26 protein-coding genes and 2 pseudogenes are annotated in these 22,294 nt (G+C 59.6%); 15 read left to right on the top strand and 13 right to left on the bottom strand.

All coding sequences use genetic code 11. The features are described 5' to 3' along the window. Positions 1–57 precede the first annotated feature (57 nt). Together ACFP9U_RS01465 and ACFP9U_RS01460 are read right to left on the bottom strand one after the other, a co-directional pair. Positions 58–729, bottom strand: a complete 672-nt coding sequence (locus ACFP9U_RS01465) for a hypothetical protein (RefSeq protein ID WP_378618489.1) — start codon at positions 727–729, stop codon at positions 58–60. Next, on the bottom strand, positions 726–1,304 hold the full coding sequence (locus ACFP9U_RS01460; protein ID WP_378618488.1) for a TetR/AcrR family transcriptional regulator: 579 nt from the start codon (positions 1,302–1,304) through the stop codon (positions 726–728). The genes ACFP9U_RS01465 and ACFP9U_RS01460 overlap by 4 nt, the downstream gene beginning before the upstream one ends. Positions 1,305–1,372: 68 nt before the next feature. Here ACFP9U_RS01460 and ACFP9U_RS01455 point away from each other — a divergent pair, with 68 nt between their 5' ends. The 3 genes from ACFP9U_RS01455 (at position 1,373) to ACFP9U_RS01445 (ending at position 2,619) form a co-directional block, all read left to right on the top strand. Continuing rightward, positions 1,373–1,750: a nuclear transport factor 2 family protein gene (locus ACFP9U_RS01455; RefSeq protein WP_378618486.1), complete on the top strand. Its 378-nt coding sequence runs from the start codon at positions 1,373–1,375 to the stop codon at positions 1,748–1,750. A 120-nt stretch (positions 1,751–1,870) separates the two neighbouring features. Further along, on the top strand, positions 1,871–2,236 hold the full coding sequence (locus ACFP9U_RS01450) for a nuclear transport factor 2 family protein (RefSeq protein ID WP_378618485.1): 366 nt from the start codon (positions 1,871–1,873) through the stop codon (positions 2,234–2,236). A 101-nt stretch (positions 2,237–2,337) separates the two neighbouring features. Beyond that, positions 2,338–2,619, top strand: coding sequence for a putative quinol monooxygenase (locus ACFP9U_RS01445; RefSeq protein ID WP_378618483.1), 282 nt, complete (start codon positions 2,338–2,340; stop codon positions 2,617–2,619). A 340-nt stretch (positions 2,620–2,959) separates the two neighbouring features. On the opposite strand, the gene ACFP9U_RS01440 is transcribed toward ACFP9U_RS01445, so the two are convergent. Next, positions 2,960–4,426: an MFS transporter gene (locus ACFP9U_RS01440; RefSeq protein WP_378618481.1), complete on the bottom strand. Its 1,467-nt coding sequence runs from the start codon at positions 4,424–4,426 to the stop codon at positions 2,960–2,962. Between the two features lie 124 nt (positions 4,427–4,550). On the opposite strand from ACFP9U_RS01440, the gene ACFP9U_RS01435 reads away from it, so the two are divergent. Further along, positions 4,551–5,150 carry a TetR/AcrR family transcriptional regulator gene (locus ACFP9U_RS01435; protein ID WP_378618480.1) on the top strand — a complete coding sequence of 200 codons (600 nt, stop codon included), beginning with the start codon at positions 4,551–4,553 and terminating at the stop codon, positions 5,148–5,150. A gap of 297 nt (positions 5,151–5,447) precedes the next feature. On the opposite strand, the gene ACFP9U_RS01430 is transcribed toward ACFP9U_RS01435, so the two are convergent. Next, positions 5,448–5,912: a winged helix-turn-helix transcriptional regulator gene (locus ACFP9U_RS01430; RefSeq protein WP_378618478.1), complete on the bottom strand. Its 465-nt coding sequence runs from the start codon at positions 5,910–5,912 to the stop codon at positions 5,448–5,450. A 107-nt stretch (positions 5,913–6,019) separates the two neighbouring features. Between ACFP9U_RS01430 and ACFP9U_RS01425 the strand changes: the two genes are divergently transcribed. Beyond that, positions 6,020–6,472, top strand: a complete 453-nt coding sequence (locus ACFP9U_RS01425) for a nuclear transport factor 2 family protein (protein ID WP_378618477.1) — start codon at positions 6,020–6,022, stop codon at positions 6,470–6,472. A 46-nt stretch (positions 6,473–6,518) separates the two neighbouring features. On the opposite strand, the gene ACFP9U_RS01420 is transcribed toward ACFP9U_RS01425, so the two are convergent. The 3 genes from ACFP9U_RS01420 to ACFP9U_RS01410 all read right to left on the bottom strand — a co-directional run bounded on the left by ACFP9U_RS01420 (position 6,519) and on the right by ACFP9U_RS01410 (position 9,412). Next, positions 6,519–7,211 (bottom strand): SDR family NAD(P)-dependent oxidoreductase, encoded by a 693-nt coding sequence (locus ACFP9U_RS01420; RefSeq protein WP_378618475.1) that lies wholly within the window; start codon positions 7,209–7,211, stop codon positions 6,519–6,521. 333 nt (positions 7,212–7,544) lie between these two features. After that, positions 7,545–8,603, bottom strand: coding sequence for an acyltransferase family protein (locus tag ACFP9U_RS01415; protein WP_378618474.1), 1,059 nt, complete (start codon positions 8,601–8,603; stop codon positions 7,545–7,547). Between the two features lie 296 nt (positions 8,604–8,899). Further along, positions 8,900–9,412 (bottom strand): DUF995 domain-containing protein, encoded by a 513-nt coding sequence (locus tag ACFP9U_RS01410; RefSeq protein WP_378618472.1) that lies wholly within the window; start codon positions 9,410–9,412, stop codon positions 8,900–8,902. Positions 9,413–9,635: 223 nt separating this feature from the next. Here ACFP9U_RS01410 and ACFP9U_RS01405 point away from each other — a divergent pair. The 7 genes and pseudogenes from ACFP9U_RS01405 to ACFP9U_RS01380 all read left to right on the top strand — a co-directional run. Then, positions 9,636–9,896 (top strand): annotated as a pseudogene (locus ACFP9U_RS01405) (IS3 family transposase); the annotation flags it as partial. 147 nt (positions 9,897–10,043) lie between these two features. Further along, on the top strand, positions 10,044–10,496 hold the full coding sequence (locus ACFP9U_RS01400; RefSeq protein WP_378618471.1) for an Lrp/AsnC family transcriptional regulator: 453 nt from the start codon (positions 10,044–10,046) through the stop codon (positions 10,494–10,496). A gap of 277 nt (positions 10,497–10,773) precedes the next feature. Continuing rightward, positions 10,774–11,079: pseudogene (locus ACFP9U_RS25435) on the top strand (ArsR/SmtB family transcription factor); the annotation flags it as partial. Between the two features lie 12 nt (positions 11,080–11,091). Beyond that, positions 11,092–11,538, top strand: coding sequence for an SRPBCC family protein (locus ACFP9U_RS25430; RefSeq protein WP_417629213.1), 447 nt, complete (start codon positions 11,092–11,094; stop codon positions 11,536–11,538). Positions 11,539–11,575: 37 nt separating this feature from the next. After that, the gene (locus tag ACFP9U_RS01390) at positions 11,576–11,995 is read left to right on the top strand and encodes a GFA family protein (RefSeq protein ID WP_378618468.1); all 420 of its coding nucleotides are present in this window, start codon (positions 11,576–11,578) and stop codon (positions 11,993–11,995) included. 101 nt (positions 11,996–12,096) lie between these two features. After that, positions 12,097–12,900: a hypothetical protein gene (locus tag ACFP9U_RS01385; RefSeq protein WP_378618466.1), complete on the top strand. Its 804-nt coding sequence runs from the start codon at positions 12,097–12,099 to the stop codon at positions 12,898–12,900. A 216-nt stretch (positions 12,901–13,116) separates the two neighbouring features. Then, positions 13,117–14,181 carry a proline racemase family protein gene (locus ACFP9U_RS01380; RefSeq protein ID WP_378618465.1) on the top strand — a complete coding sequence of 355 codons (1,065 nt, stop codon included), beginning with the start codon at positions 13,117–13,119 and terminating at the stop codon, positions 14,179–14,181. Positions 14,182–14,415: 234 nt separating this feature from the next. Here ACFP9U_RS01380 and ACFP9U_RS01375 read toward each other — a convergent pair whose 3' ends face one another. The 3 genes from ACFP9U_RS01375 to ACFP9U_RS01365 form a co-directional block, all read right to left on the bottom strand. Beyond that, complete coding sequence (locus tag ACFP9U_RS01375; RefSeq protein ID WP_378618463.1) at positions 14,416–14,619, bottom strand: hypothetical protein; 204 nt, start codon at positions 14,617–14,619, stop codon at positions 14,416–14,418. A 783-nt stretch (positions 14,620–15,402) separates the two neighbouring features. Continuing rightward, complete coding sequence (locus ACFP9U_RS01370) at positions 15,403–15,930, bottom strand: AAA family ATPase (RefSeq protein ID WP_378618462.1); 528 nt, start codon at positions 15,928–15,930, stop codon at positions 15,403–15,405. A gap of 307 nt (positions 15,931–16,237) precedes the next feature. Continuing rightward, a complete protein-coding gene (locus ACFP9U_RS01365; RefSeq protein WP_378618590.1) occupies positions 16,238–17,419 on the bottom strand; it encodes an MFS transporter in 1,182 nt (393 codons plus the stop codon). Between the two features lie 132 nt (positions 17,420–17,551). Here ACFP9U_RS01365 and ACFP9U_RS01360 point away from each other — a divergent pair, with 132 nt between their 5' ends. Further along, positions 17,552–18,118 carry a TetR/AcrR family transcriptional regulator gene (locus tag ACFP9U_RS01360; RefSeq protein WP_378618460.1) on the top strand — a complete coding sequence of 189 codons (567 nt, stop codon included), beginning with the start codon at positions 17,552–17,554 and terminating at the stop codon, positions 18,116–18,118. Between the two features lie 214 nt (positions 18,119–18,332). Here the strand turns inward: ACFP9U_RS01360 and ACFP9U_RS01355 are convergent, their stop codons facing one another. Continuing rightward, positions 18,333–19,052 carry a transporter substrate-binding domain-containing protein gene (locus tag ACFP9U_RS01355; protein WP_378618458.1) on the bottom strand — a complete coding sequence of 240 codons (720 nt, stop codon included), beginning with the start codon at positions 19,050–19,052 and terminating at the stop codon, positions 18,333–18,335. After that, positions 19,049–19,411, bottom strand: coding sequence for a MerR family transcriptional regulator (locus ACFP9U_RS01350; protein WP_378618457.1), 363 nt, complete (start codon positions 19,409–19,411; stop codon positions 19,049–19,051). Before ACFP9U_RS01350 ends, ACFP9U_RS01355 begins: the two co-directional genes overlap by 4 nt. A gap of 325 nt (positions 19,412–19,736) precedes the next feature. Here ACFP9U_RS01350 and ACFP9U_RS01345 point away from each other — a divergent pair, with 325 nt between their 5' ends. Next, complete coding sequence (locus tag ACFP9U_RS01345) at positions 19,737–20,075, top strand: antibiotic biosynthesis monooxygenase family protein (RefSeq protein WP_378618455.1); 339 nt, start codon at positions 19,737–19,739, stop codon at positions 20,073–20,075. A gap of 19 nt (positions 20,076–20,094) precedes the next feature. Continuing rightward, positions 20,095–20,967 carry a sigma-70 family RNA polymerase sigma factor gene (locus ACFP9U_RS01340; protein ID WP_378618453.1) on the top strand — a complete coding sequence of 291 codons (873 nt, stop codon included), beginning with the start codon at positions 20,095–20,097 and terminating at the stop codon, positions 20,965–20,967. Between the two features lie 164 nt (positions 20,968–21,131). On the opposite strand, the gene ACFP9U_RS01335 is transcribed toward ACFP9U_RS01340, so the two are convergent. Continuing rightward, positions 21,132–22,169: a GlxA family transcriptional regulator gene (locus ACFP9U_RS01335; protein WP_378618452.1), complete on the bottom strand. Its 1,038-nt coding sequence runs from the start codon at positions 22,167–22,169 to the stop codon at positions 21,132–21,134. Positions 22,170–22,294 lie beyond the last annotated feature (125 nt).

Raw genomic sequence — 22,294 nt, 5'->3', positions numbered from 1 at the left:
GCCTCCATCCGTAGTCGGAAGGTGCCGCCGCAGGCTCTCCGATGTTCTGGCCGTTGTTCAGCGTCCCTCATCACTCAGCATGTGATCCGCCAGGCTGTAGCAGTGGCTCGCCTGATAGGCGTTCCGGCCCCGGTTCATGTGGGTCAGGTTGAACGCCCGGATGGCCCGCAACGCCCGGCTCGCCGCGAGGAATTTGCCGATCGAGGAGAAGCCGCGGACCTTGATGCCGAACATGTCCTCGCCTCGGGGAAAGAAATAGCTGATGTCTTCCGGCGTCACGACACAGCGCTCAAGAAAAGCCTCGTCCACCTCGCCCTGATCGAGTGAATGGTCGGTGGTGAAATCGGAAAGTTGCGTCACGAAGAGCGCGCGGACGCCCTCGCCGTCCGGATGGAGCGAGAAAAGCTCCATCCAACTCGCATTGACGCGAACGAGCGCCTTGCCCGGAGTCGACGGCAGACAGGAAACCGACCAGTAGAGCCGCTCGGTCCGGCGTGGGATCGGGATGCAGTCGCGGCCGTAGCGCCGGAGAATCTCCAGGACTTCTTGCGCCTGCGGCCGGCGCAGCAGCTTCTCGAACCGCGCGGCATATTTGAAACGCAGTTCCAGGGACTCCGACCGCTCGTCGGCGTCGGCCACGATTGTCTTGCCCTCCATCCAATCGCGCTGTTGCTGGAGATCAAGGAATCGGCGCAGACCGGTAGTGCTTGGGCGGCGAGCGGCGCTCATCGGCGGTCCAGCAGTCTCGTCACCGCCTCGTGAACAAGGGCGGGGACGCTTTCGGCATCATCCAGATAGGCACTTTCCAGCAGGCCGTCCGAAAGCGCGACGAGGAGGGAAGCGGTGACAGAAGGAGCTGGGTCCCCGTCCTCCGCGAGAAGATTCTCGAGGCTGTTGTGATACCAAACGCGGCGCGCATTGATCGCCTGCCGCACAGGGCTGGCTGGATCGGGATATTCGGCCGCCGCGTTGAGGAACGGACACCCCCGCCAGCCTCCGAAAGTCACAGCCTCGCTGATACGCCCCATGATAGCCGAGATCATTTTCCGAGGAGGTTGCTTCGGAAGCGCGGCCACTGCCGCCCGCCCGAGTCGGTCTATCTCCTCAAGATAGGCGACGACGAGGTCATCTTTCGAGGGAAAATGATTATAGAAGGTCGCTTTGGCCACGCCGGCTTCCGCGATGATGCGATCGATGCCGACAGCATGGATGCCCCCCTCGTAGAAAAGCCGTGTTGCGGTGTCGAGCAAGCGACGACGCGCGGAACCTGCTTCAGGCTGGCTTTCAGCTTTTTTTTGCCTCATCGCTTGACTCTAACAGACAGGTCTGTCTATTGCAAATCTAGACAGACCTGTCTGTATATGAGAGCACCATGCAAACGAGAGACACAGCCGAAGTCATCCGCCGGTTCAATCAGGCGTTTGAGGAACACAATCCTGCAACCTTCGAGGACTTGGTCGCACCGGATTGCGTCATGGAGTCGATCCAGCCCGCACCCGATGGCACGCGCTACGAAGGCTACGATCTGAACCTGGCGTTCTGGCAGGCGATGGCGGCCGACCGCGTTAGCCGCTTCGAGGTGGAAGACACTTTTGTCATGGGCGACCACGCCAACATCCGCTGGCGCTTCCATTTCGGCGATGGCGGTTCGCTTCGCGGCGTCAGCCTGATCCGTGTCCGCGACGGTCGGATCGTCGAAGCCCTGGCCTATGCCAAAACACCCGGTCAGTCGGCGCCCTTGCCCGAGTAGTCCGCGGCAAGGATGACAAGACAGTTGAAAGCAGTCGTTTTTCTTCAACCGGAGCCTCGTTTCATCATCGGACACGCGCTCGGGATCGACCGCGGCTCCATGGCTCAATGAGGTGAGACAATGACCACCGAAAGCAAAGTTACCCGCGAGATCGTGGAACGCTTCCACAACGCATTTGAGAAGCATCGCCCCGAAGACCTCGATAATCTCATTGGCGAGGGCTGTGTCCTCGAAAATACGGCGCCGGCTCCGGATGGAGCACGCTACGAAGGGCGTGAGGCTTGCCTCACTTTCTGGCAGGGCGTGGCGTCGTCCGCCAACCTTGTCTTCAAAGCTGAGGAAATCTCGGCGATGGGCGACCGCGGGATCATCCGCTGGCAGCTTCGCTGGAGCGAGCGCGAAGAGGATCGGGTCCGAGGCGTCAACATCATGCGCGTCCGGGACGGAAAGATCGTCGAGGGTCTGGGCTACGTGAAAGGGAGCTGACGTTCCGATCGCGAACCGCGGCGATCCTCGCGGGTCGCTATCCCAGACCATGCATGGCGGTGTGCCGCCGGAATAGGGCACCAGCCCGAAGGAGCAGACTCATGATCATCATAGCCGGCTACACTCGCACCGAGGCTGAGAAGCGGGACGACACCGTGGCAGCCTTCAGAGGCATGGTCGAACGCGCGAGGGCGCACGACGGCTGTCTCGACTTCTCCATAAGCGCGGACGCGGTCGATCCGGAGCGCGTCAATCTCTTCGAATGCTGGCGCGACCAGACCGCGCTGGACGCCTGGCGCAAGGTCGCGAAGGGGCCGCGCGGGAAACCTCGGGAGGTCGCCGTAAGCCTCTATCGCACCGACAATGCCGAAAAGCCTTTCTGAGGACGGGACGCCGCAGACCCGCCGCCCGATCTGGCGACGGACGGTGTCCATTTCCCAGCTTCCGACCAGCCATCCATATAGGTCCATGTCTTTCGCTCGGTCGGCTGGCGGGCCTTCGGATTCGAGAGCAGTGAGAAACGGAGAATTCGTCATAGTCACAAGGCCTTTCGTTGCGCGGGAGCCATGGGGAGAGAAGTATCGCACAGTCTTCCTGACAGCGGCACGTCAGGAGGTCTCAGTCTTCCTTCACCATTGGCGGAATTCGATGGCAGCGAAATTGCCTCAACATAGAAATGCGAATCCCTCCCATCCAGTGATCAATCATGTGACGGTAGAACGATCATTCCGGCAGTCTTCGCGGCAACCAGAGCCACGCGATAATGCCGACCGCGAGCGTGAGCAGACCGCCGGTGCCGACCGCGACATGCAGGCCGGTGAGGAAGGCTTCTTTGGCTTGCACCACGGTATCGGAAGCGAGGCCGTGCTGATCGAGCGTTTGATCGAGTGTCCCAGCCACGCCGGGACCCAGCAGCCGGAAGCTCAGTGCCGCGAGCGATCCGAGCACGGAAATGCCGACCGCGTTGCCCAGTTCATTGCTGGTTTCAGCGATGGAACCCGCCGCGCCGGCGCGCTCGGCGGGAACGGCCGACACCGCAATTTCCGCAACGAGGCTAAACGACAGGCCATATCCGATACCTGCGACCATGGTGGAGGCAATAAAAGCCGCAATGCCGACTTCGGTGCCCGTGAACAGCAACAGGAAGACGCCTACGCTGATCAACAGATGTGTAGCCACAAGCGCGGTCTTGCGTCCGATCCGCTCGACGATGTGGGCAGTGCCCAGGCAGGTCGCCGTCAGCACAATCGCACCCGGCAACATCAGCAGTGCGGCGGTGAAGACATCGAAGCCGAGCACCGACTGCAGGTAGATGCCGGACAGAAAGCCGGCGGCGGACCAGACGACCAGCGACAGGAGGCCGGTCAGGATCGCGATCGAGAAGATGCGGTCGCGGAACAAATCGAGGTCGAGCAGCGGATATTCGATCCTCGCCTGTCGGCGAAGGAACAGCGCGAGAGCGAGGACGCCGACGATCCCGGCGATGAATTGCGTCGCTGTTAGGCCATAAGCGGCCGCATTCTTGAGTGAATAGGTGAACAGCAGAATGCCGGCAAAGGACAGCACGAGGCTCGGCAGGTCGATACGGCCATAGGTCGTCGAGCGCACTTCCCGGAGCAGGATCGGCGCGATCATCAAGAAGCCGAGCACGACGGGGACATTGATGAGGAACACGACGCCCCACTCGTACTGTCGCAACAGCATGCCGCCGATGAGGGGACCGATAGCAAAGCCGGCCGCGAAAGTCGCCGCGAACATGCCGATAGCCCGGGCACGCAACCGAGGATCGGAAAACAGCGCGCTGACGATCGCCAGCCCAGAGGGCAGCAATGTTGCACCACCCAGGCCCATAAGAGCACGTGAGCCGATGAGGCTTGCGGGCGTCTGCGCGTAGGCCGCCCCAAGCGATCCGGCGCCAAAGACCACCGCACCGACCATGATCAGCTTCAACCGTCCAAAGCGGTCGCCAATATTGCCGAAAGTGATCAGCAGCGACCCGACCACAAAGCCATAAATGTCGAGGATCCAAAGCGCCTGGTCGGCCGTCGGCGTGATTGCCGAGGTCACGCGCGGCATGGCGAGGTAGAGAATCGAGCCGTCCATGGCCACGAGCAGGACCAGCGGCAGCACCGCCATCAGGCCCAGCCAGGCCTTTCGGTTGGAGGAGCGTTCAACGGAAATATCGGTCATAGGGCAAAGTCCTCTCTGTGCGGCATGCACGAGGCACGCCGCTTCGGTCGCCGGCACCTGGCGACGGCGGTTGCAAAAGAAGGGTAGCGTCTATATACTAAAGGTAAGATACTTTTGGTATATAATGATGTCAAGCACGACGACAAAGCGCCTTCGACTCAGCCGTGAGGAGCGGCTGCGCCAGCTCCTGGACGTAGCGTGGCGGCTGGTGCGGGAGGAAGGCACGGATGCCCTGTCGCTGCCGAGGTTGTCGGCCGAAGCCGCTGTCGCCAAGCCGGTGGTCTATGACCATTTCGGCACGCGCAACGGCTTGCTGATCGCGCTCTATCGGGATTTCGATGCTCGGCAGACGGCAATCATCGACGCAGCCCTTGAGGCCAGGGAACCGACGCTGGAAGGGACAGCCAGGGTCATCGCCTCTTCCTATGTGGACTGTGTGCTCGCGCAGGGTCGGGAGATGCCCGGGGTGCTGGCGGCCCTGGAGGGTTCGCCCGAGCTGGAAAACGTCAAGCGGGATTATCAGTTGGTCTTCATCGGAAAGTGCCGGAACGCACTAAAGCCCTTCACCGGGCCACGTGGCATCGCGCAGTCCGGTTTCTGGGCGATGCTTGGAGCCGGCGACGCCCTGACCCATGCTGCCGTAATCGGTGAGATTACAGCCCGACAAGCACAGGACGAGTTGTTCGAGGTCATCCTCGCCATGGTCGGCAGGAGCAATCGATAAGTCGCCAACGGTTCTGCCGTCGCGCGGCGCAAGGGCGCTGATGCCCGAGTCAGAGCTAGTTCTCATCTGGTTCCTGCAAGGCGGGCCGAGTGCGATGGAACCGAGAACTATGTCTACTCCATGGCCCTCCCGAATGGCCTCCGAAATACGGCCTAAACCCGGTTGGAAACACAGAGGTTTCCAACCGCCCCCGCCCCATGCCGACTCTCTTCGAGATTTGGCTGTCGCGGTCATCAACGGGCCATCCTGAACTACTGGCTCGGCCATGGTTGTTATCATCCGCTAGCGGCGCGCAATCTAGCTGGCTGATTGAAGACGCTTCGCCAGAACCTTCGTGCCGGGCGCGGCCCGCCCACCAGGGCCGACCTTTGCCGACACTGTATCAGCGCTCAGCGACCCGCCGCACACCGAGCAATTGACGGTCGGATGGAACTGATGTCCGCAGCATGCGTGGACGAACAAGATCGGCCGACCTTCCTTTGGGCCGGCCCAGCGATCCCCCCACTCCGTCAACGCCAGCAGAGCCGGTATCAGATCGCGCCCCTTGGCGCTCAGCTGGTATTCCCAGCGCTTCGGCCGATCTTGATAGCTGTGGCGCTCGACAACGCCAGCTTCGATCAGTGCCTTGAGCCGTCGCGTCAACAAGTTGCGAGAGATGCCCAAGTCCTCGACCAGATCGTCGAAGCGCCTGACATCAAGAAACAGGTCCCGGATGATCAGAGGCGACCACCAATCTCCGATCAATTCCAGGCCGCGCGCCAACGAGCAGCGCATCTCCGCAAAGCTGGTTCTTTCCATGCATCGACAGTAGTGGGTTGCATCATTGAACGCAACTAGTTAGGTTCAATGATTGAACGGAGATGGTGACAATGTATCATGCCTATGTCAGACGGCAGGTGAGACAGCTGTTCCAGGCCGTGAACCGCGGCGATGCGGAGCCCGTCCTGCGTCTGTTTGCGCCACAGTTCGAGCACCTCTTTCCCGGAGATCACGCCCTGGGTGGCCGGCGCACGAGCCTTGCAACGGCGCGGGAATGGTATGCGAGACTCTATCGGCTGCTGCCGGACATCCACTTCGAGTTGCACGATATCTGGGTCAGCGGCGGCCCTTGGAATACGGTTGTGGTTGTCGAATGGGATGAAGCCAATTCGGGAACGGACGGCGTTCGGGTCACCAATCGCGGCATCCACGCACTGCATCTTAGATGGGGGCGTGCGACGCGGCTTCAGATTTGGCCAGACACCATCCCGTTGAAGGCAACTTTGGATCGGCTCGCCACCGCCGGTAATTCCGAGGCCCAAGCGACGCCCATAGTCGATTGAGGGCAAAGGCGTGGGCTCACGGCCCAAAAAGGCGATACGGCGCGGGTTACCACGGCGCTTCGCCATCTGGTTCAACGAATCGGCCGGACCCGTCGCCGCCCAGAGCATACTGGACGGGCAGCCTTGCGCCCTGTTCCGGCGTCATCATGCCGTAGCCGGTCAGGTCGGTCTTAACGAAGCCGGGGCTCACCGAATTGACCGTGATTCCCGTCTCGCGCAGTTCTTCGTTCAGCTGGATCGTCAGCATGTTCAATGCCGCCTTCGAGGCGTTGTAGCCGATATATTGCTGCGAATAGTGAGTTGAGGTCGAATCGCCATTCAGCTTCAGCGACCCCAGCGAATTGGACAGGTTCACGATACGGGCTGCCGGTGCAGCCCGCAGCAGCGGCAGCATCGCCTGGGTCACCGCCAGAGCGCCGATAAAGTTCGTCTCCATCACCCGACGGACGGCGACGATAGAGGCCTTGCTCGGGGTAGCGTCAGCAAAGTCGAAGATGCCGGCGTTGTTGACGAGAATATCGAGCTTGCCAAGCGCATCCCCGATCTCTTTCGCAGCGGCCGCGATGCTTGCCGGATCGTTGAGGTCGAGCCGGACCGATTGCGCCGACAGACCTTGGCGGTGAACCTTGTCGCCATGCGCACCAAGGACGGCGTGGCGTCGCTCTCCGAAAAAAGCTGGGTGACGATGAACCATAACGTCGCTGAGGCGATCAGCAAGATGAGGACGCGTTGTATCCATCGGGCGAGGCGAGTCATGGCGCATCATAAGCGCCAAAGCCGCGCCAGCGATAGCCGGCAGGGCACCCGCGTCGGCGCCCGCCGCCCTGCTGTCACTGGCATCTGCGACGGCTCACAGCTCGAGTTCTGTTTGGGGACAAGGCAAGCCGGCAGCGAACTGGCGGAAGTCTAGGGATAATCCTAGGAATAGCCGATGACGTTGTCGAGAGTTGAGGTGATCACGTCAATGGAGAGACGCCGTCGCTGCTCACGCGAAAATTGGGCGCCGATCCGGGGTGCGCGCCGATGGGTGCCGACAGGTCAGTTGTCTGCCGATCCCCCACACACTCGAAGCTCACGCGGCCCTATAGGCTGGTTTCGGCGTTGCCGTTTTGAGCCGGAGAGCAGGCTTTTCCACCAAATGCCATGACAGATAGGCAATCAGCGCGGTCACAGGCAACGCCAGGGCTGCCATTTCATATCCCGACAGCCCATCTCCCACCACCGCCCGGATAACTTGAGTGACTGGCCAGCCGTAGAGATAAACACCGTAGGAAATATCACTGCGGGTATTGAACCAACCAAAAGCCTTGAAGTCAGCTGCGCCGATCCAGATGAGCGGATAAGCGGCAATATAGCAGAAAGTCTCCGGCAGGATCTGAAAATGAACGGCCGGGATGAACCCTAGCGCAAACAGTGCGGCGAGCCATCCCCGCGGTTTATGGAACTGCACCAGCCAATTCATAATAATACCGCAGCAGAACGACGGAAGGACAAAGAGCAGCGCCGCCATCCATTCAATTGAAACCACCTTGCCATAGGCAACTGAGAACCCGATCAGGCCGAATGCGATCAATGTCGCTATGATTTGTCGACTTCCTTTGAAAAGGGACATTGCCATTAACAGGGCAATCAACGCGTAACCGATCACCTCCAACCGAATCGTCCACAAAACCCCATTTGCAATGCCAGGCAGATAGTCCGCCTCACCTGGTGGCGGATAAAACGCGACATTGGAGAAATACAGGCCATCGCTGTGCAGAAAGATCGCCTGCATTGCCACGCTCATGACTTTTGGATCGAGGACAAATGCCGTCGCGCCATCAAGCGCAAAAGGTGGGCAGATCACGTAGGTTATGAGCAGCGTACTGACAACCAGGGCCGGAGCGATCCTCAGGAACCGCTTCCGGAAATAGTCGGCCAATCCTGCCGAGCGCTTGGCACTTTCGGTTACCAGAAAGCCGCTGAGTATGAAGAATACGAACACGCCATATACGCCGGCAATCAGGCCGGTTCCGTGTAGCGGTTCGGTTTCTTCCGATCCGGTCGCGATCAGGAATGCATGCGAGAACACGACCGACGAGGCCGCAACAATCCTGAGCGTGTCAAAATTGGGATACCGAACAGAGGACATAGCGTCACCTTGAGCTTGCAATCACCGCGTTGCGGTTCAGCCAAATCCCTGTAACCGGGGTTTTATCATCATTCCCATTTGCCCGTCCCCGTGTGCATTTTGGCCCCGACCCTATCAGTTCAACGCGACAGACCAGCTTTTCACCCCGGTCTCATCGCGTGAATTCCTGCTGCTTGCGGCACATCATCCCTATTGGCCCCACCTCTTGAGAGAGTCGCGCTGCCGACGTTCGCCAGAGGATTATCCGGCCATGCTTGAGAGATGGAAATGCTTGTGAGCAGTCAGGCTTGCGGCAATCAGCGTAGCGCCTCCAGCCGCTGCAGATGATTCTGGACGAGATCACCCCGCCGTAGTTTTCTTGCTTCATCGTCGGCACGGGATGGGTTGTTTTTGAATACATACCATTTACCGCCGAGAGAAGGTTTCTGGTAGATGACGCCGTCCTTCTCCCGATGCAAAAAGCAGGTCGTATCCGGCGCAGCGTTCATCTTCGTAAACCACAGTGCACGCATGCAAACCTTTCCACTGTCCGTTGTGTACCAGCGGCCTTTGGCATAGCTCCAGTAAGCGCCCTTCTGGGACCAGCCAGAAAAGCGCCGTCCATCATTGGAGAAATAGCCCGCACCGTCTCCCCAATTCCAGGAACGCCCCGCATAAAGCGCATCAAGCTGTTCGGACGACATTGGCACTCCTGCCTTGGCCTTGAGTGCAGTCTCGCGAAGATAATCGCTCTTCGCATCCGCCCATGCCGAAGTCATAAATAATCCTGAGATCGCGATTCCCGCCGCAATTAGCCCCAACCTGCCCATGTCATTCTCCAGTTCGATGTTTCATCCAGGGTGCTCGGCTACGCACCCGGTAATGGTCCCTGCCGGTTCCGCCAAAATGGACCTTGCGTTCATTTAAGGGCGCGAAACCTGGCATAGCCGTTTCAAGTCGATGCATTCAGTAGCAAGATAGGCGGCTTGAGTCGTTGCCTGGTAATCCGGGAACTTTTCAATATGTCCATTTTTCATAATGAGATGTATGCGCGGATATCGCCTACTGCACCTGCTCTTGAGGCGGGAGGGCGTGGCAGTGAACTGAAAGAAGCTCTATCGGCTCTACAAGGGGGAGCGGCTGACCGTGAAGAAGCGCGGCGGCCGCAAGCGAGCGCTCGGCACGAGAGCGCCTATGGCGATCCCGCAGGATCCCAACCAGCGCTGGAGCCTCGACTTCGTCTCCGACACGCTGACCGACGGCAGGCGCTTCCGGATCCTGTGCGTCATCGACGACTTCAGCCGCGAGTGCCTGGTGGACGGCGAATCTGAGCGCTGACATCTCGGTCTCCCCAAATTGTTGCCGTCACTACCTAGCCTGACCCCATTCGCATTTGCGGTCAAAAATTGCGCCTCCGTGCATTTTTATTGCATACTGGATTATGCGATTTTGGAGATGTGGATGGATCGGATCGACAGGAAACTGCTGAACCTGCTGCAGCACGATGCCTCACGAACGAACGCCAACATGGCCGATGAGGTCGGCCTGTCCCCTTCGAGCTGCTTGCGGCGGATTCGACGGCTACGTCAGGCGGGTGTCATCGACCGGATTGCCGCAATTTTGAACCCTGCCAAGGCCGGGCGCACCTTGAGAGCCGTGGTGACAGTGGAACTGAGGCTTCACGGTGAACCGAATACGCGGCAGTTTCTCGATTTAGCGGTCAGGGAGGATGCAGTCGCCCAAGCTCATGCCGTCACAGGGGACGTTGATGCCGTCTTGATGCTGCGCCTGCGCGATATGGAAGAGTATGATGCACTTTGCCATCGGCTGTTCCAGGACCGGACGAATGTTGCACGCTACTGGACGATCATGGTGATCCGCACCGCCAAAGATGAAACTGCAATCCCACTATAAAAGGCGCTGGGTCGATGCAATTGCGTAGACGGCTGTGGCTCAAGCAAGTCGTTCATCGCATTCGGGATCGACGAGCCATGAAACCACTGCACGTGACTCCTGACCGCACTACTGCCGGCCGGCGTTGCATCCTCATGTGCGGAAGACACCCTAAGAGCGTTGGGGCCTCTGAATATTAAAGGAGCCAAATGGGTGTGCATTCCAATATGCAGGTGCTTACCTGCTATTGATATGCAGGCAAAAACCTGCGTATTGTTGCGTCGTGATGGAGAATCCGATGGACGATGACAAGGTGTTCAAGGCGTTGGCCGACCCAGGCCGCAGGGGACTGCTCGACCGTCTTTATCAAAGGAACGGGCAGACGCTCGGTGAGCTTTGCAAAACCATGGACATGAAGCGTCAGTCGGTGACCCAGCATCTGGGGCTTCTCGAGGAGGCGAACCTCATCAGCACGACGCGGCGCGGGCGTGAGAAGCTTCATTTCATCAACCCCGTCCCGCTGCATGACGTCTACGAGCGGTGGGTTCGCAAGTTCGAGCAGGAGCGCCTCACCCTCTTGCACGACTTGAAACAGGAACTCGAAAGGACCGACAACATGACCGATAAATCAGCAAGTTTTGTATACGTCACCTATATCCGCACGACGCCGGAAAAAGTCTACGAGGCGATCACGTCTCCCGAGGTCGCCCGCCGCTACTGGGGGCACGAGAATGTGTCCGAGTGGACGCCCGGCGCGAAGTGGGAACACATCCGCGCAAACGAAGAACGGCCTATCGAGATCGTTGGCAAGGTCATCGAAACCGATCCGCCGCGGCGGTTGGTTATCACCTGGTCCGCAGCCTCCAAGGCCGGCGATCCCAACGAAGAGAGTCGCGTCACCTTCGACATCGAAGAAACTGACGAGGGGATGGTCAAATTGGTTGTGACGCACGACCAGCTTCAGCCCGGCAGCGGCATGGAAAAGGGAGTCAGCAAGGGCTGGCCGCTCGTGCTGTCGAGCATGAAGTCCTTCCTCGAAACCGGCCAAGGCATGGATCTCTGAGCCAAACGCCGATCATCCAGAAAAATAGGAGCTACCCATGAATCAGAGGACCTATACAGGCGGCTGCGCGTGCGGCGCCATCCGTTACGAGGCGACTGGCGAGCCGATTGCCGAACTTCACTGTCAGTGCCGGCATTGCCAGATGCGTAGCGGCACAGGCCATTCATCCTACGTCGTCTTCGCCGGAGTTGGTGCGGTCACTGTGACTGGCGAGCCGCGGAGTTGGCGCATTGCCGGTGACAGTGGCAACGAGAAGATCCACGCCTTCTGCCAGACCTGCGGCACACCAACCCATGTCACATTTGCTGCGAATCCGGAAATCACGGCAATCCACCCCGGCAGTCTTGACGATCCGACGTGGTTTCACCCAACCCTCATGACCTATGGCAGCCGGGGCCTTGACTGGGACCGGCACGATCCGGAACTGACCGTCCTAGAGAAAGGGCCACCGGCCTGATCAAGCAGGCCAGAACCAGTCCGCCACAGATTGCAATCTCTATCCGGTCCACTCATCGCATTGCCGCCGGTGGTCCGGTACCCTCATTCAAGGATAATCACATGACCAGGACATCATTCCGTTCATCTCAGCGCTCGAAGCCCGCCCGCAGAGGCCTGGCCCAGCATCTTGCCACTATCGGCACGATCATGCTGACGACGTGGGCGGTCTCCGCGATCGCTCAGGAGCAGCCCACGACGCTGGAGCAAATGCCCGCCGAACTCGAGACACGCTTCGCGCTCAGCGCGCTTCCGCCCCAACTGAGGGACGAGGCGGCAGTCTACCTCCTCGACCCGGAGAAAGGGTATGAACTGGCTATCGAAGGAACAAGCGGCGTGACCTGCATCGTCCAGAGAACGGTTTGGGAGATGGCCGACTTCCGGGACGATATCTACATCCCGCTTTGCTACGACGCAGCCGGGGCATCTACCTACCTGCACGTCATCATGGAAGCAGCCCGGATTCGCGCTGAAGGTATGGGGCCGCAAGAGCTGAAATCGACCATTGCGCAACGATGGGAAGACGGAACATATCAGGTGCCGGAGCGTGCAGGCATGTCCTATATGGTTGCCCCTGTTCAGCGCACGATCGGGCCGCCGGACCTTGAAGTGGTTACGTTGTCGCTGCCCCATTTCATGCCTTACGCTCCCAATGTATCAAATCAGGACATCGGCGCGCATCCGGACCTGGCTGACCCGGCAAGCCTCCAGAACCCGTTCATCGACCGCCAGGGAATCGATGAGCAAAGCTATTTTATCCACATGGTCGGCGTTGATGAAAAGGCCGACATCCTCAACAGGGAAGCAGACCTGGTCGAAGATCTCTGCGCCTATCGCGACGTTTTGTGTTTGGCGGATGCAGACTAACAATATCAGAGGCCGAACCTACCGCGATGATGATTGGCCGACGCATTGGCCGATCATCCCCGGTTTGACAAAGTCTACCTCGACCAGGTCCAATTTACATTCAGGATTGAACGATGCCGCTGACGCGGCATTTGGCCACCCGGTATTCAAACCCGAGAGATGCCAGTCGGTGTTCTCGCACTGGATTGCCGCAATGACTACGGAACGAGTAAAAGCATGGATGAATCCGCAGGACGCCATATTCTCGATGTCATTGATGCTCATGCCGGTGGCGATGTCGGCCGCGTCGTGCTCGGGGGTGTGGGCAATCTGCCAGAAGGTAGCGTGGCTGACCGCGCGCGCTTCCTACGGCACCACGCCGATAGGCTGCGCCGCCTTCTTATCAACACGCCCTATGGCAATCCCTCTCAATGCATCAATCTGGTCATTCCGCCTTCCGATCCTGAAGCAAATGCCGGGCTGATCATCATGGGCACGATGGGCTATCCGGATTTCTCCGGCTCCAATGCCATGTGCACAATCGCAGCCCTGGCCGAGACCGGGCGACTGACATTCGAGGATGAAGAACGGACCTTTGCGCTGGAGACACCGGGAGGGATTACCAGACTGAATGTAAATCGGCGTTCGGGAGAACTGGTATCTGTTGCCTATGATGCGCTGCCTGGCTTTGTTGCCGTCGAGGAGAATCTCGCAGATGTCGAGGGTTGGGGATCGGTCCGCTACAGCCTTGTCTATGGAGGCGTCTTCTATGCCGTTGTTTCCGGAGCGGATGTGGGCCTCGATCCGGTGGGAACTCCCGTCCCGGAACTGACCCGGTTCTTCAATTCCTTCCTTCCTGTTGCTGCGCGCCAGGAGCTCCACCACCCGGTTCACGGCGCCATGCCGCCGCTTAAACTTGCCTTGCTAGCCGGCACGGTGGATCGGGGCGCTTCGGAGGAGCCGAGCGCTCATGTCGCAGTTTATATGGATCCGGGCGTCATCTGTCAGGGCCCCACAGGCACGGGGACAACGGCGCTTCTCGCATGGCTGGAGCGCCGGGGTGAGATTGCGTTCGGCTCAACAATCCGCACGATCTCGCCCTTCGGCAACGAATTCACCGGCACGCTCACGGAGGCCGTTACCGTCGGTGGGTACGCCGGTGTCGGATCGTGCATATCCGGCAAGCCGCGCCTATTGGCGCACAGCCGTGTGATTGTCCATTCCGACGATCCGCTCATCCAAGGGGGTGAGCTTGCAGAGATCCTTGTCCGTGAGGACAGCGACCTTGGCACGACGGGTTAGGTCGAAGCTGTTTTCTTCATATGTTTCAGCTGATTCCCCACCCATATGTGCCGGCCGGAAGGTACATGTTAGCATATTGTCCGCCAACTGCCTGAATGTGATGTTCGTTGGATTTTCAGGGAGTTCGCGCCCCATCACCAACGCATTTCCCGCTCCTTGAGTTTCACCACCGCGAATGGCACATGTTGCTTTGAGAAGCTGGCGCGGAGCTTGTTGCTCCGCGCCTTGTTAACCTCAGCTCCTGGGGATGACGGCCATGAGGCTTTCGTCGTCCCGGCCCGGGTAGCGGCCGAGATTGGCCCGGAAGATCCGGTTGGGCGTGTAGGCGGTGAGCTGGAAGTACTGGTTGCCCTGCTTGCTCCGCTGCTTCCAGATGCCGCCGATCTCGACCCTGCGGCCGCGCGGGCTGTAGCCGAAGAGGCGGTAGACCGGGGGCACCCTCGTTGGTGCTGTCGAGCGTCTCGCCCATGACGTTGAAGTCGAAATCCAGGGCTGCAATGTTGCCGCTCAGCGTGCCGTCCTCGTTGAAGCGGATGAAGTTGGTCCGATCGGTCATTGGTGTCACTCCGTGTTTAGATCTATCGACAGGGACGCCAAAAAGGTCCGGGAGAAGAGCGAACTGCACCCGAAGGGCCGAAACGGAGTGGAGGGCGACGGCGGGCGTGAAAACGGAAGGTTCGCCGCTTGCCGGTGAAAGCCATTTTTCTCGACCGGCGGCGTTGCGGCCGCTCGCCGGGCCTTAGTCCCTCGGTCGATAGAATCGACGAAAAACACGGAGTGAACCTGGCTGATGAGCGGGTTGACCACACCGTAGCCAACAGCGCCCAGGGACGGCTTTCAGCGGCTTTGCGCCTGCCCGATCGGCCTCACCTTGGCGTCGGCAGCACGATCGGCACTGGAGGACCGCCCGCACCTGATCGCGGCTGCCCGCCGCGGCCGCCCTCGTGCGATCGGCTGGACGAGGCGAGGATCAGAGCACAGACGGGAAACGCCCCTGCCCTGCCCTGCACCCCCTCGGCCGTGTTTCCGGCTTCTGGCATCGGCTTCCTGGAACAGGTCGATAGCTTATGGCTTGGCATGACGCGGCTGTGGGAAGGAAGCGACAGAAACGCACCACCCGTTTCCAGCCTCCTGTGAAATTCAGAAATGCAGCGTTCACAAGAGAAGTGAAGTGGAGGCACTTGGGGGAGCGTCGCAGTATGGTGGAAAGCGGACGGCCTGCTACAGCTCGGTAGCGCTGCTTCTAATTGTAGCGTTTAAGCGTGCTTCGATCGCGGCAACGGCATCGCTAGCAGATAGAAGCGCAGTATCAACCACCAACCGGTCGGTAGTCCACGGGGCGTATTCGCGGGCTTTCACCGCCGCCCATGACGGAAGCTCGAACCCAGCTATATCTGCAACCCGTGTTTCCACACGCCGCCTGTGCTCGTCCTCGTCACTGCAAATCATCTCGGCCTCAAGGAAGGTTACTCCAACCTTTTGAGCTACATCCCGCCAACCCTGTCGGCTTTCCGGCACCGGATTGACGCTATCGGCGATGACAAGATTGCCTAGCTTGAGGTTCGAGGAAGCAATGGCGAAGGCTACAAGGTATCCTGCGGGACCGATATCGCAGCCTGTGTCCGCGTTGTGCACGAGGGTGTGTTCGATCTCGTCGACTCGAACGTAGGTGGCGGACCGCTTGGCGGCCAACGCCTTTCCGATGGTCGTCTTACCCGTACCCGGCAATCCGCTAAGGATGATAAGCATATGGAGTGCTTTCGGCTGCTTTCCTATGTCCAGTTATATGCGTTGGCCGCACGAACGGGAATGACCGACTAGAGGTCGGTTGCCGAACGGCGGCTTACTCAGTTTTTCGGCCAGGACCAGACAGTCAGCAGACGGCCCCCTAAGCTGTATCACAAGATGCAAGACTTCTAGGTAGCAAGCGGTAATCGGCGACAGTTGTGTAGCCATGGTGCAGCGGATCATCGGCGAGATATGGCCTAACGTAAGCTTCGAGGTCGATCTCCAAAGCGTATCGGGCTACGCGGCACTGGAGATCGATATTAGCTACTTATGCTTTTTGTCCTGCCAGATGTGAAACAGCAAGCGCAATGATAGCCAGGGTTGCGGCGATCAGGCTGACATACTGCGCGCCGACCCACTGGATTCCGACAGCGCCCACCACGCCCGACATGGCGATGGCGAGGTAGAGAACCGCCTGGTTGAGCGAGATCAATACGGCGGCGGCATCGGGCCGGAGCGACATCAGCCGGTGCTGTTGCGGTGTAGTGATGGCAAAGGCGGCCAGTGCATAGAAGGCGATCATTGCGACGGCAGCGCCGTACTGTGTCGTCGTCCACGGCAGGATGACAGTGCTGACGGCCAACCAGATAAGCGCGATGGCGACTACCCGAGCGCCGCCGATCCTGTCGGCGAGAAAGCCTGCCCCGAAGTTCCCGATCGCGCCGACGACGCCCAGCGTGAACATGAGGACGGCCAGTGCGACACTGCTTCCTGCCGTTGCCGGAGCGAAGATGACGCCGACATATGTATAGGGAATGAAGACCGCCGTGAAGCCGATAAGCGTCGTCGCCATCACCGCCATCACTCGCCGGTCCACAAGCGGGCGTAGCCGTTCCGCCAGCGTTTCGGGCGTCTCGATCGGCACATGCCTCGGCACCAGGGCGAGCACGCCGAGAAGTCCCGGGAGGGCGAGCGCGGCCGTGAACCACATCGTTGTACGCCAGCCGGCAAATCCGCCAAGTGCAGTGCCGAACGGCGCACCGAGCGACACAGCTGCGGTGAAGCCGGTAACGACGATGGCGATGGCACGGCCCTGAAACTTCTGCGGCACGAGTGCTGCCGCCGTAACGGAAGCATTGGGGATGAACATCCCCACGCCGGCCGCAGCTATAATCTGCGCCAGCAGCACCTGCGCATAGGTGGATGCCAGGGCAGTGCCAGCCGAACCGATCAGATAGATAACGGTCGCTACGACGAGCACCGCCCGGCGCGGCCAGGAGGCCGTCAGCGTGGTGAGCAAAGGCGCAGCAATCGCGCAGGTCATGGCAAAAACCGTGACGATCTGGCCGGCCTTCGCCGCAGAGATAGTGAACGACTCCATCAACAGGGGTAGCAAACCAGCCAAGACGAATTCGCCCGTGCCCACGGCGAAGACGCCCAAGGCCAGGACGGTGACTCGCCCGAGCCCAGGAGAGTCACCGTCCGTCAGATTTTCTGATTTGGCTCGCATATCCATGACAGCTCCTTGCCCCCGCTCGCTTCAAGGCTGGACGGGCCGCTTTGCATCTCATAAGTTGGAACCGATCAGTTCCGTTCATGCATTCGGTACTGATTGGTTCCGTATCTGTCAAGGACTCTGTAGATGCCGACACGCGCACGTGAACGTTTGATCGAAACTGCCGAGAAGTTGTTCTATGCGGAAGGCATTCAGGCGGTGGGTCTGGAGCGGCTTCTATCCGTCTCGGGCGTTGGTCGCGCCTCTTTCTACCGGCACTTCGCCAGCAAGGATGATCTGGTCGTCACCATGCTGCGCGGCCACGATAGGGCGTACCGCGAGTGGCTGGAAACGCGCGTCCGCGATCTCGGCGGGGATCCGCTGGCCGTCTTCGATGCGCTCGCGGAAAGGTCGGACTGGTCGGATTATCGCGGTTGCGCATTCATCAACGCAATGGCCGAGATCGCCGACCCCGCCAGTCCGGTATTCCGGATCGCCAAAGAACATAAGCGCGCCGTGGCGGAATTCCTCGGAAAATGTCTAGTCGCCGCCGGTTACCGCGATGCCGAAACGCTCGCTCCGCAACTGGTCCTGCTCATCGACGGCGCGACGGTGACCGCGTTGCACGAGCGAACGAACCAACCCATGCGAGAAGCCAAAGAAATTGCGCGAGGCATGCTGTGGCGGTCGAACGATGCGTTGGCGAACGGATAGCGTTTTTGATCCGTCAGTTCATCTTTGAACGTGGATTGTCGCAATGTCCGCTATGGAAAATCCGAACCTCAAAGCTGCCGGTCGGCTCGCGGCCCCCAGGCTGCCGAGCAGGATTGCGCCGCATCTCGGCTGTAGAGGCCAGCTTTTCCGCCATTGCCTGCGACAAGGCTGGAGGTCGCGGGTGCGGACGAAGCTGCCGTTGACTGAATGTCCGCTATCGGTTTTCGCTCAGTGCTACCAAGTCCACTTCGATGTCCGAGAACCCGTATTTCTTTGCCATATTCCTGTGCTCTGCGGTGCCGAGGAAGAAAGCGAGGGCCTGGTTGATTTCGGCCACAAGTTCTCGATCTTCCCGCGCAGCGGCAAAGGCGCCGAAGGCAGGAGGCTTCTCAGTGACCGGCACGCTCGTCTCTTCAAGACGCCATTCCGGGTTCTGCTCGATAAACCCTGTATGAGCGCGGCCCACGCTCGCATAGGCGTCGGCGTAGCCTTCCCGCACCGCTGCGGCGGCCTCGGTGTATGTTTGGAATACACGCAAACGCTCTTTGGGTACCCCGAATTCTACGGCCGAGCGATGTTGGAATTGATCCTGGATGACGGCCAGCACAGCGGCGCCGTTTGCGGCAACCGAACGATAGCCAATAAGGCCAAGAGGATTGCTTTCTCGGACAAGCAGTCCGTCCGGCAGTGCCCAGATCGGGTGCGTGAAGGCCGCGATTTTCTGACGCTCCGCCGTTGCGAACAGGCCGGTCGTCATCTGCCAACGACCATCAGAGAGTCCCGTAAGTAGTTGCGCAAATTCGGTTTCCATCGGTTCGAAGCTCTGACGGAGTGCACCGCAGACTTGGCGCGCAATCTCGACGTCATGGCCGAGGATTGCCCCGGACGCATCCCTGTAATTAAACGGAGGTTCGATCAGAAAGGCAAATTTCATCCCTCGTCCTTCTCTGTGGCCGCATAACTTGCGATCTTGATCGCCAAAACTTCGTCACACCGATCCAGCGCCTTGCGCTGGCGCATGAGTTCCTCGCGGTGCTCAAGAAGAATTTGACGTCTTTCCGCCAGTCCATCATCACCCTGCTTGGCGAGTCGGGTGAATCGGCGCATCGCGCTGAGGGACATTCCTGTTTCGCGAAGCCAGTAGAGCAACGTGAGCCACTCAACATCTTTGGGAGTGAAGTGCCGATGGCCGTCTTGGCCCCGGCTGATCTCTGGCAGCATTCCGCTTTTGTCGTAGAACCGTATCGTATCGCTTGAGAGCCCGCATTTGACGGCTGCTTCTGAGATCTTCATGATGTTCACTCCTGCCCGATGTCATACGGGCTTGGAGTTACTCCAAGTCAAGATGGAACCGGTCGTTCGCTGCAACGAAACGAATGGGCAAAGTGGGCTCGTTCGTGACCTCAACCCCAGCAGGTTGAACGACAGCTATCGCTTCCCCAAAGCCAAAAACCGACAGTCGTCCTACGGCCCCTGCCGGGCCACAACGCGCGCCCCATGTCTGATGTTCGGAGCTCAAGTTCCGGACTCACCTAAGAAGACGTTCTCGACGCATGTCACATTTTGTGAGCCATCGTTGTCATGTCTTTTGTAACGACAACTCTCAAAGGAGATGACGATGACCAACAAGACAACAGCGACGATTGATTCTCAGGCGGAACACCTGACACTCATCAATGTGTATGAGGTCGAACCCGAAAAACAGGCCGAATTGGCGAAGGTGCTCTCGGAAGCGACCGCAAGCACGATCCAGCATCAGCCCGGTTTCATATCGGTCAGCATTCACAGCAGCCTCGACGGCCAGAAGGTAGTCAACTACGCGCAATGGACGTCGAAGGAACACTTCGAGAGCTTCATGAAGAAGCCGGAGACGCAGGATCAGCTTAAGCAGTTCGCCGGGCTCGCGAAGTCCGTCGCGCCCAACCTCTATAGGGTCAATTCGGTTCTGGCGGAATAGTCGGCAAGAAGGTGGCAGAATGAATGACATCCATTCCGATCCGTCATTCGTCGATTTGCGGCCACGCCTCGTCCGACTGGCGTATCGGATGCTGGGATCGGTGGCGGACGCCGAGGATGTCGTTCAGGATGCGTGGGCACGGTGGCTGGCCGCGGATCGCGATGCGGTGCGTGCACCGGCGGCCTTGCTGCGAACTATCGTCATGCGCCTTTGCCTCAACGAGCTGAAATCCGCTCGGCGCAGGCGTGAGACCTATATCGGGCCGTGGCTCCCTGAACCCATCGTCGAGGTCGAGGAACCCGAAACCATCGATGACATCACGCTTCCGCTGATGATCGCACTGGAACGCCTTTCGCCGCTGGAACGCGCCGCATTCCTGCTCCACGACGTTTTTGGGATAGGCTTTGGTGATGTGGCCGGTGCCATCGACCGTGAACCGGCTACCTGCCGCAAGCTTGCCAGCCGGGCGCGGGAGCATATCCGGGCCGCCCGGCCGCGTTTCGTAGTGACGAAGGAACATGGGCTGGAAATTGCTGCGGCCTTCTATGCCGCTTCGCGCAATGGTGACATGGGGACGCTTCGGTCGCTTCTCGCCGAAGATGTTACGGCTTGCACGGACGGTGGGGGCAAGGTGCCGGCCTCCCCGCGTCCGCTGGTTGGCCTCGCCGAAGTCATGGCACGGCATGTCCAACTTGCGCAGGAGTTTAGCCAGTCGCCGTCGCTTCTCATCCGCTACGCTGTCATCGACGGACTTCCCGGCTTTATCACCGTCGAAAGCGGTGGTCTGATGCAGACCACCGCCTTGCAGATCGCGGAAGAAAAGATCGTCGCGATCTACATCACCAGGAACCCGGACAAGTTGCGGCACTTGGACAGTGTTTCCGTGCAGTAGAGGATTTTTACTGCATTGGCAGCAAACGATCGCTCCAGGCTCTGTTGAGCCCGGCATGAACGTCCGCAATCGCTTTGCCGATGACGGAAGCAGTCAGTCCTCTAGCGCCCCCCTCGCGACCCGTGGCACGGGCGAGGCGCAATTCGCTGCGTGGCACAGCGAAATCAATGGGCCTCAAGCGGTCTGGCTATCTGCGAGATACGCTGGAACTTCTTCCTGTAGGCAGACGGCGACAATCCCACGCCACGCTTGAAGACCCTGCGAAAAGAGGCCGGGTCGTCATATCCGACCGAAGCGCCGACCTCGTCGACCGACAGAGTGTCCGTCTCCAGCATTTGCTTCGCTTCCTCGATTCGCATTGCCTGCACGTATTCTATCGGCGCAAAGCCCGTCGCCGCCTTGAAACGACGCGAAAAGGTGCGCGCGTTCAGACCAGATCGCGCGACCATTCGTTCCACCGGTTTGGCCATTGCGTAGTTGTCGGCGATCCAGACTTGGCAATCCGAGATCGGCCCGTCTTCCGACGCCATTGGACGGGTCATCACCGCATAAGGGGATTGGCCTTCGGAATGCCCGCTGATCAGGAATACTTTCGCAGTCTCGATCGCTTGCTGATATCCGCAGTACCTGGCGATCAGATACACCGCCAGATCATGCCAGGCGCTGACCCCGCCTGCGGTGACGATGCGGTCGCCTTCCGCCTCCAGACAAAGGACGGACTCGTTGCGAAATGCGATTTTGGGATAGTTGCGCTGGAACATGCTTCGATAGGCCCAATGGGCCGTCGCCCTATGCCCATTCAAGAGACCGGTTTCCGCGATCAGAAGAGCCCCGGAACAAACCGAGCAGATGAGCGCCCCATCTCGATGGAGCCTCTTCAGCCAGGCCGCCTCCCGTGGGTAGCGCCCCATGGGCACATCATAGATCGACGTATACATGTCGCAGACGATCACGGCGTCCGCCTTGTCCAGATCGTCGATGGCAGCGTGCGGCTCGACCGGGATATTGCCCAAACAGTGAAAAGCCTTGCCGTCCGCCGAGGCGATCTTGACCTCCAGCAATTCCTGACCCGGCGTGCCGGCGACCATGTCGGTGTATACCGCCCCGGCCGATAGCAAGACGTCATAGAGGCCATAGAGGACCGAGGCCGAGGTTTCCGGCTCCGCCAGCAACACGATCAATGGCTTTTTCGAACTGCTCACAGCGGTCTTCTGGCTCTTTTGGCGCGGTTTTGGCGCGTATGCCTCGGTCGCCTGTCCAGTATGGCCCGTTCATGACCAAATCGCCACTGCCCCGACCGCTGAGGCCGTCGTAGCTCCATCGCAAC

It is taken from the genome of Nitratireductor sp. GCM10026969 (assembly GCF_042660605.1).
Taxonomy (GTDB): Bacteria; Pseudomonadota; Alphaproteobacteria; order Rhizobiales; family Rhizobiaceae; genus Chelativorans.
Note: the sequence above shows the minus strand (reverse complement) of the source record. Positions and strands in the feature narration are given on the sequence as shown.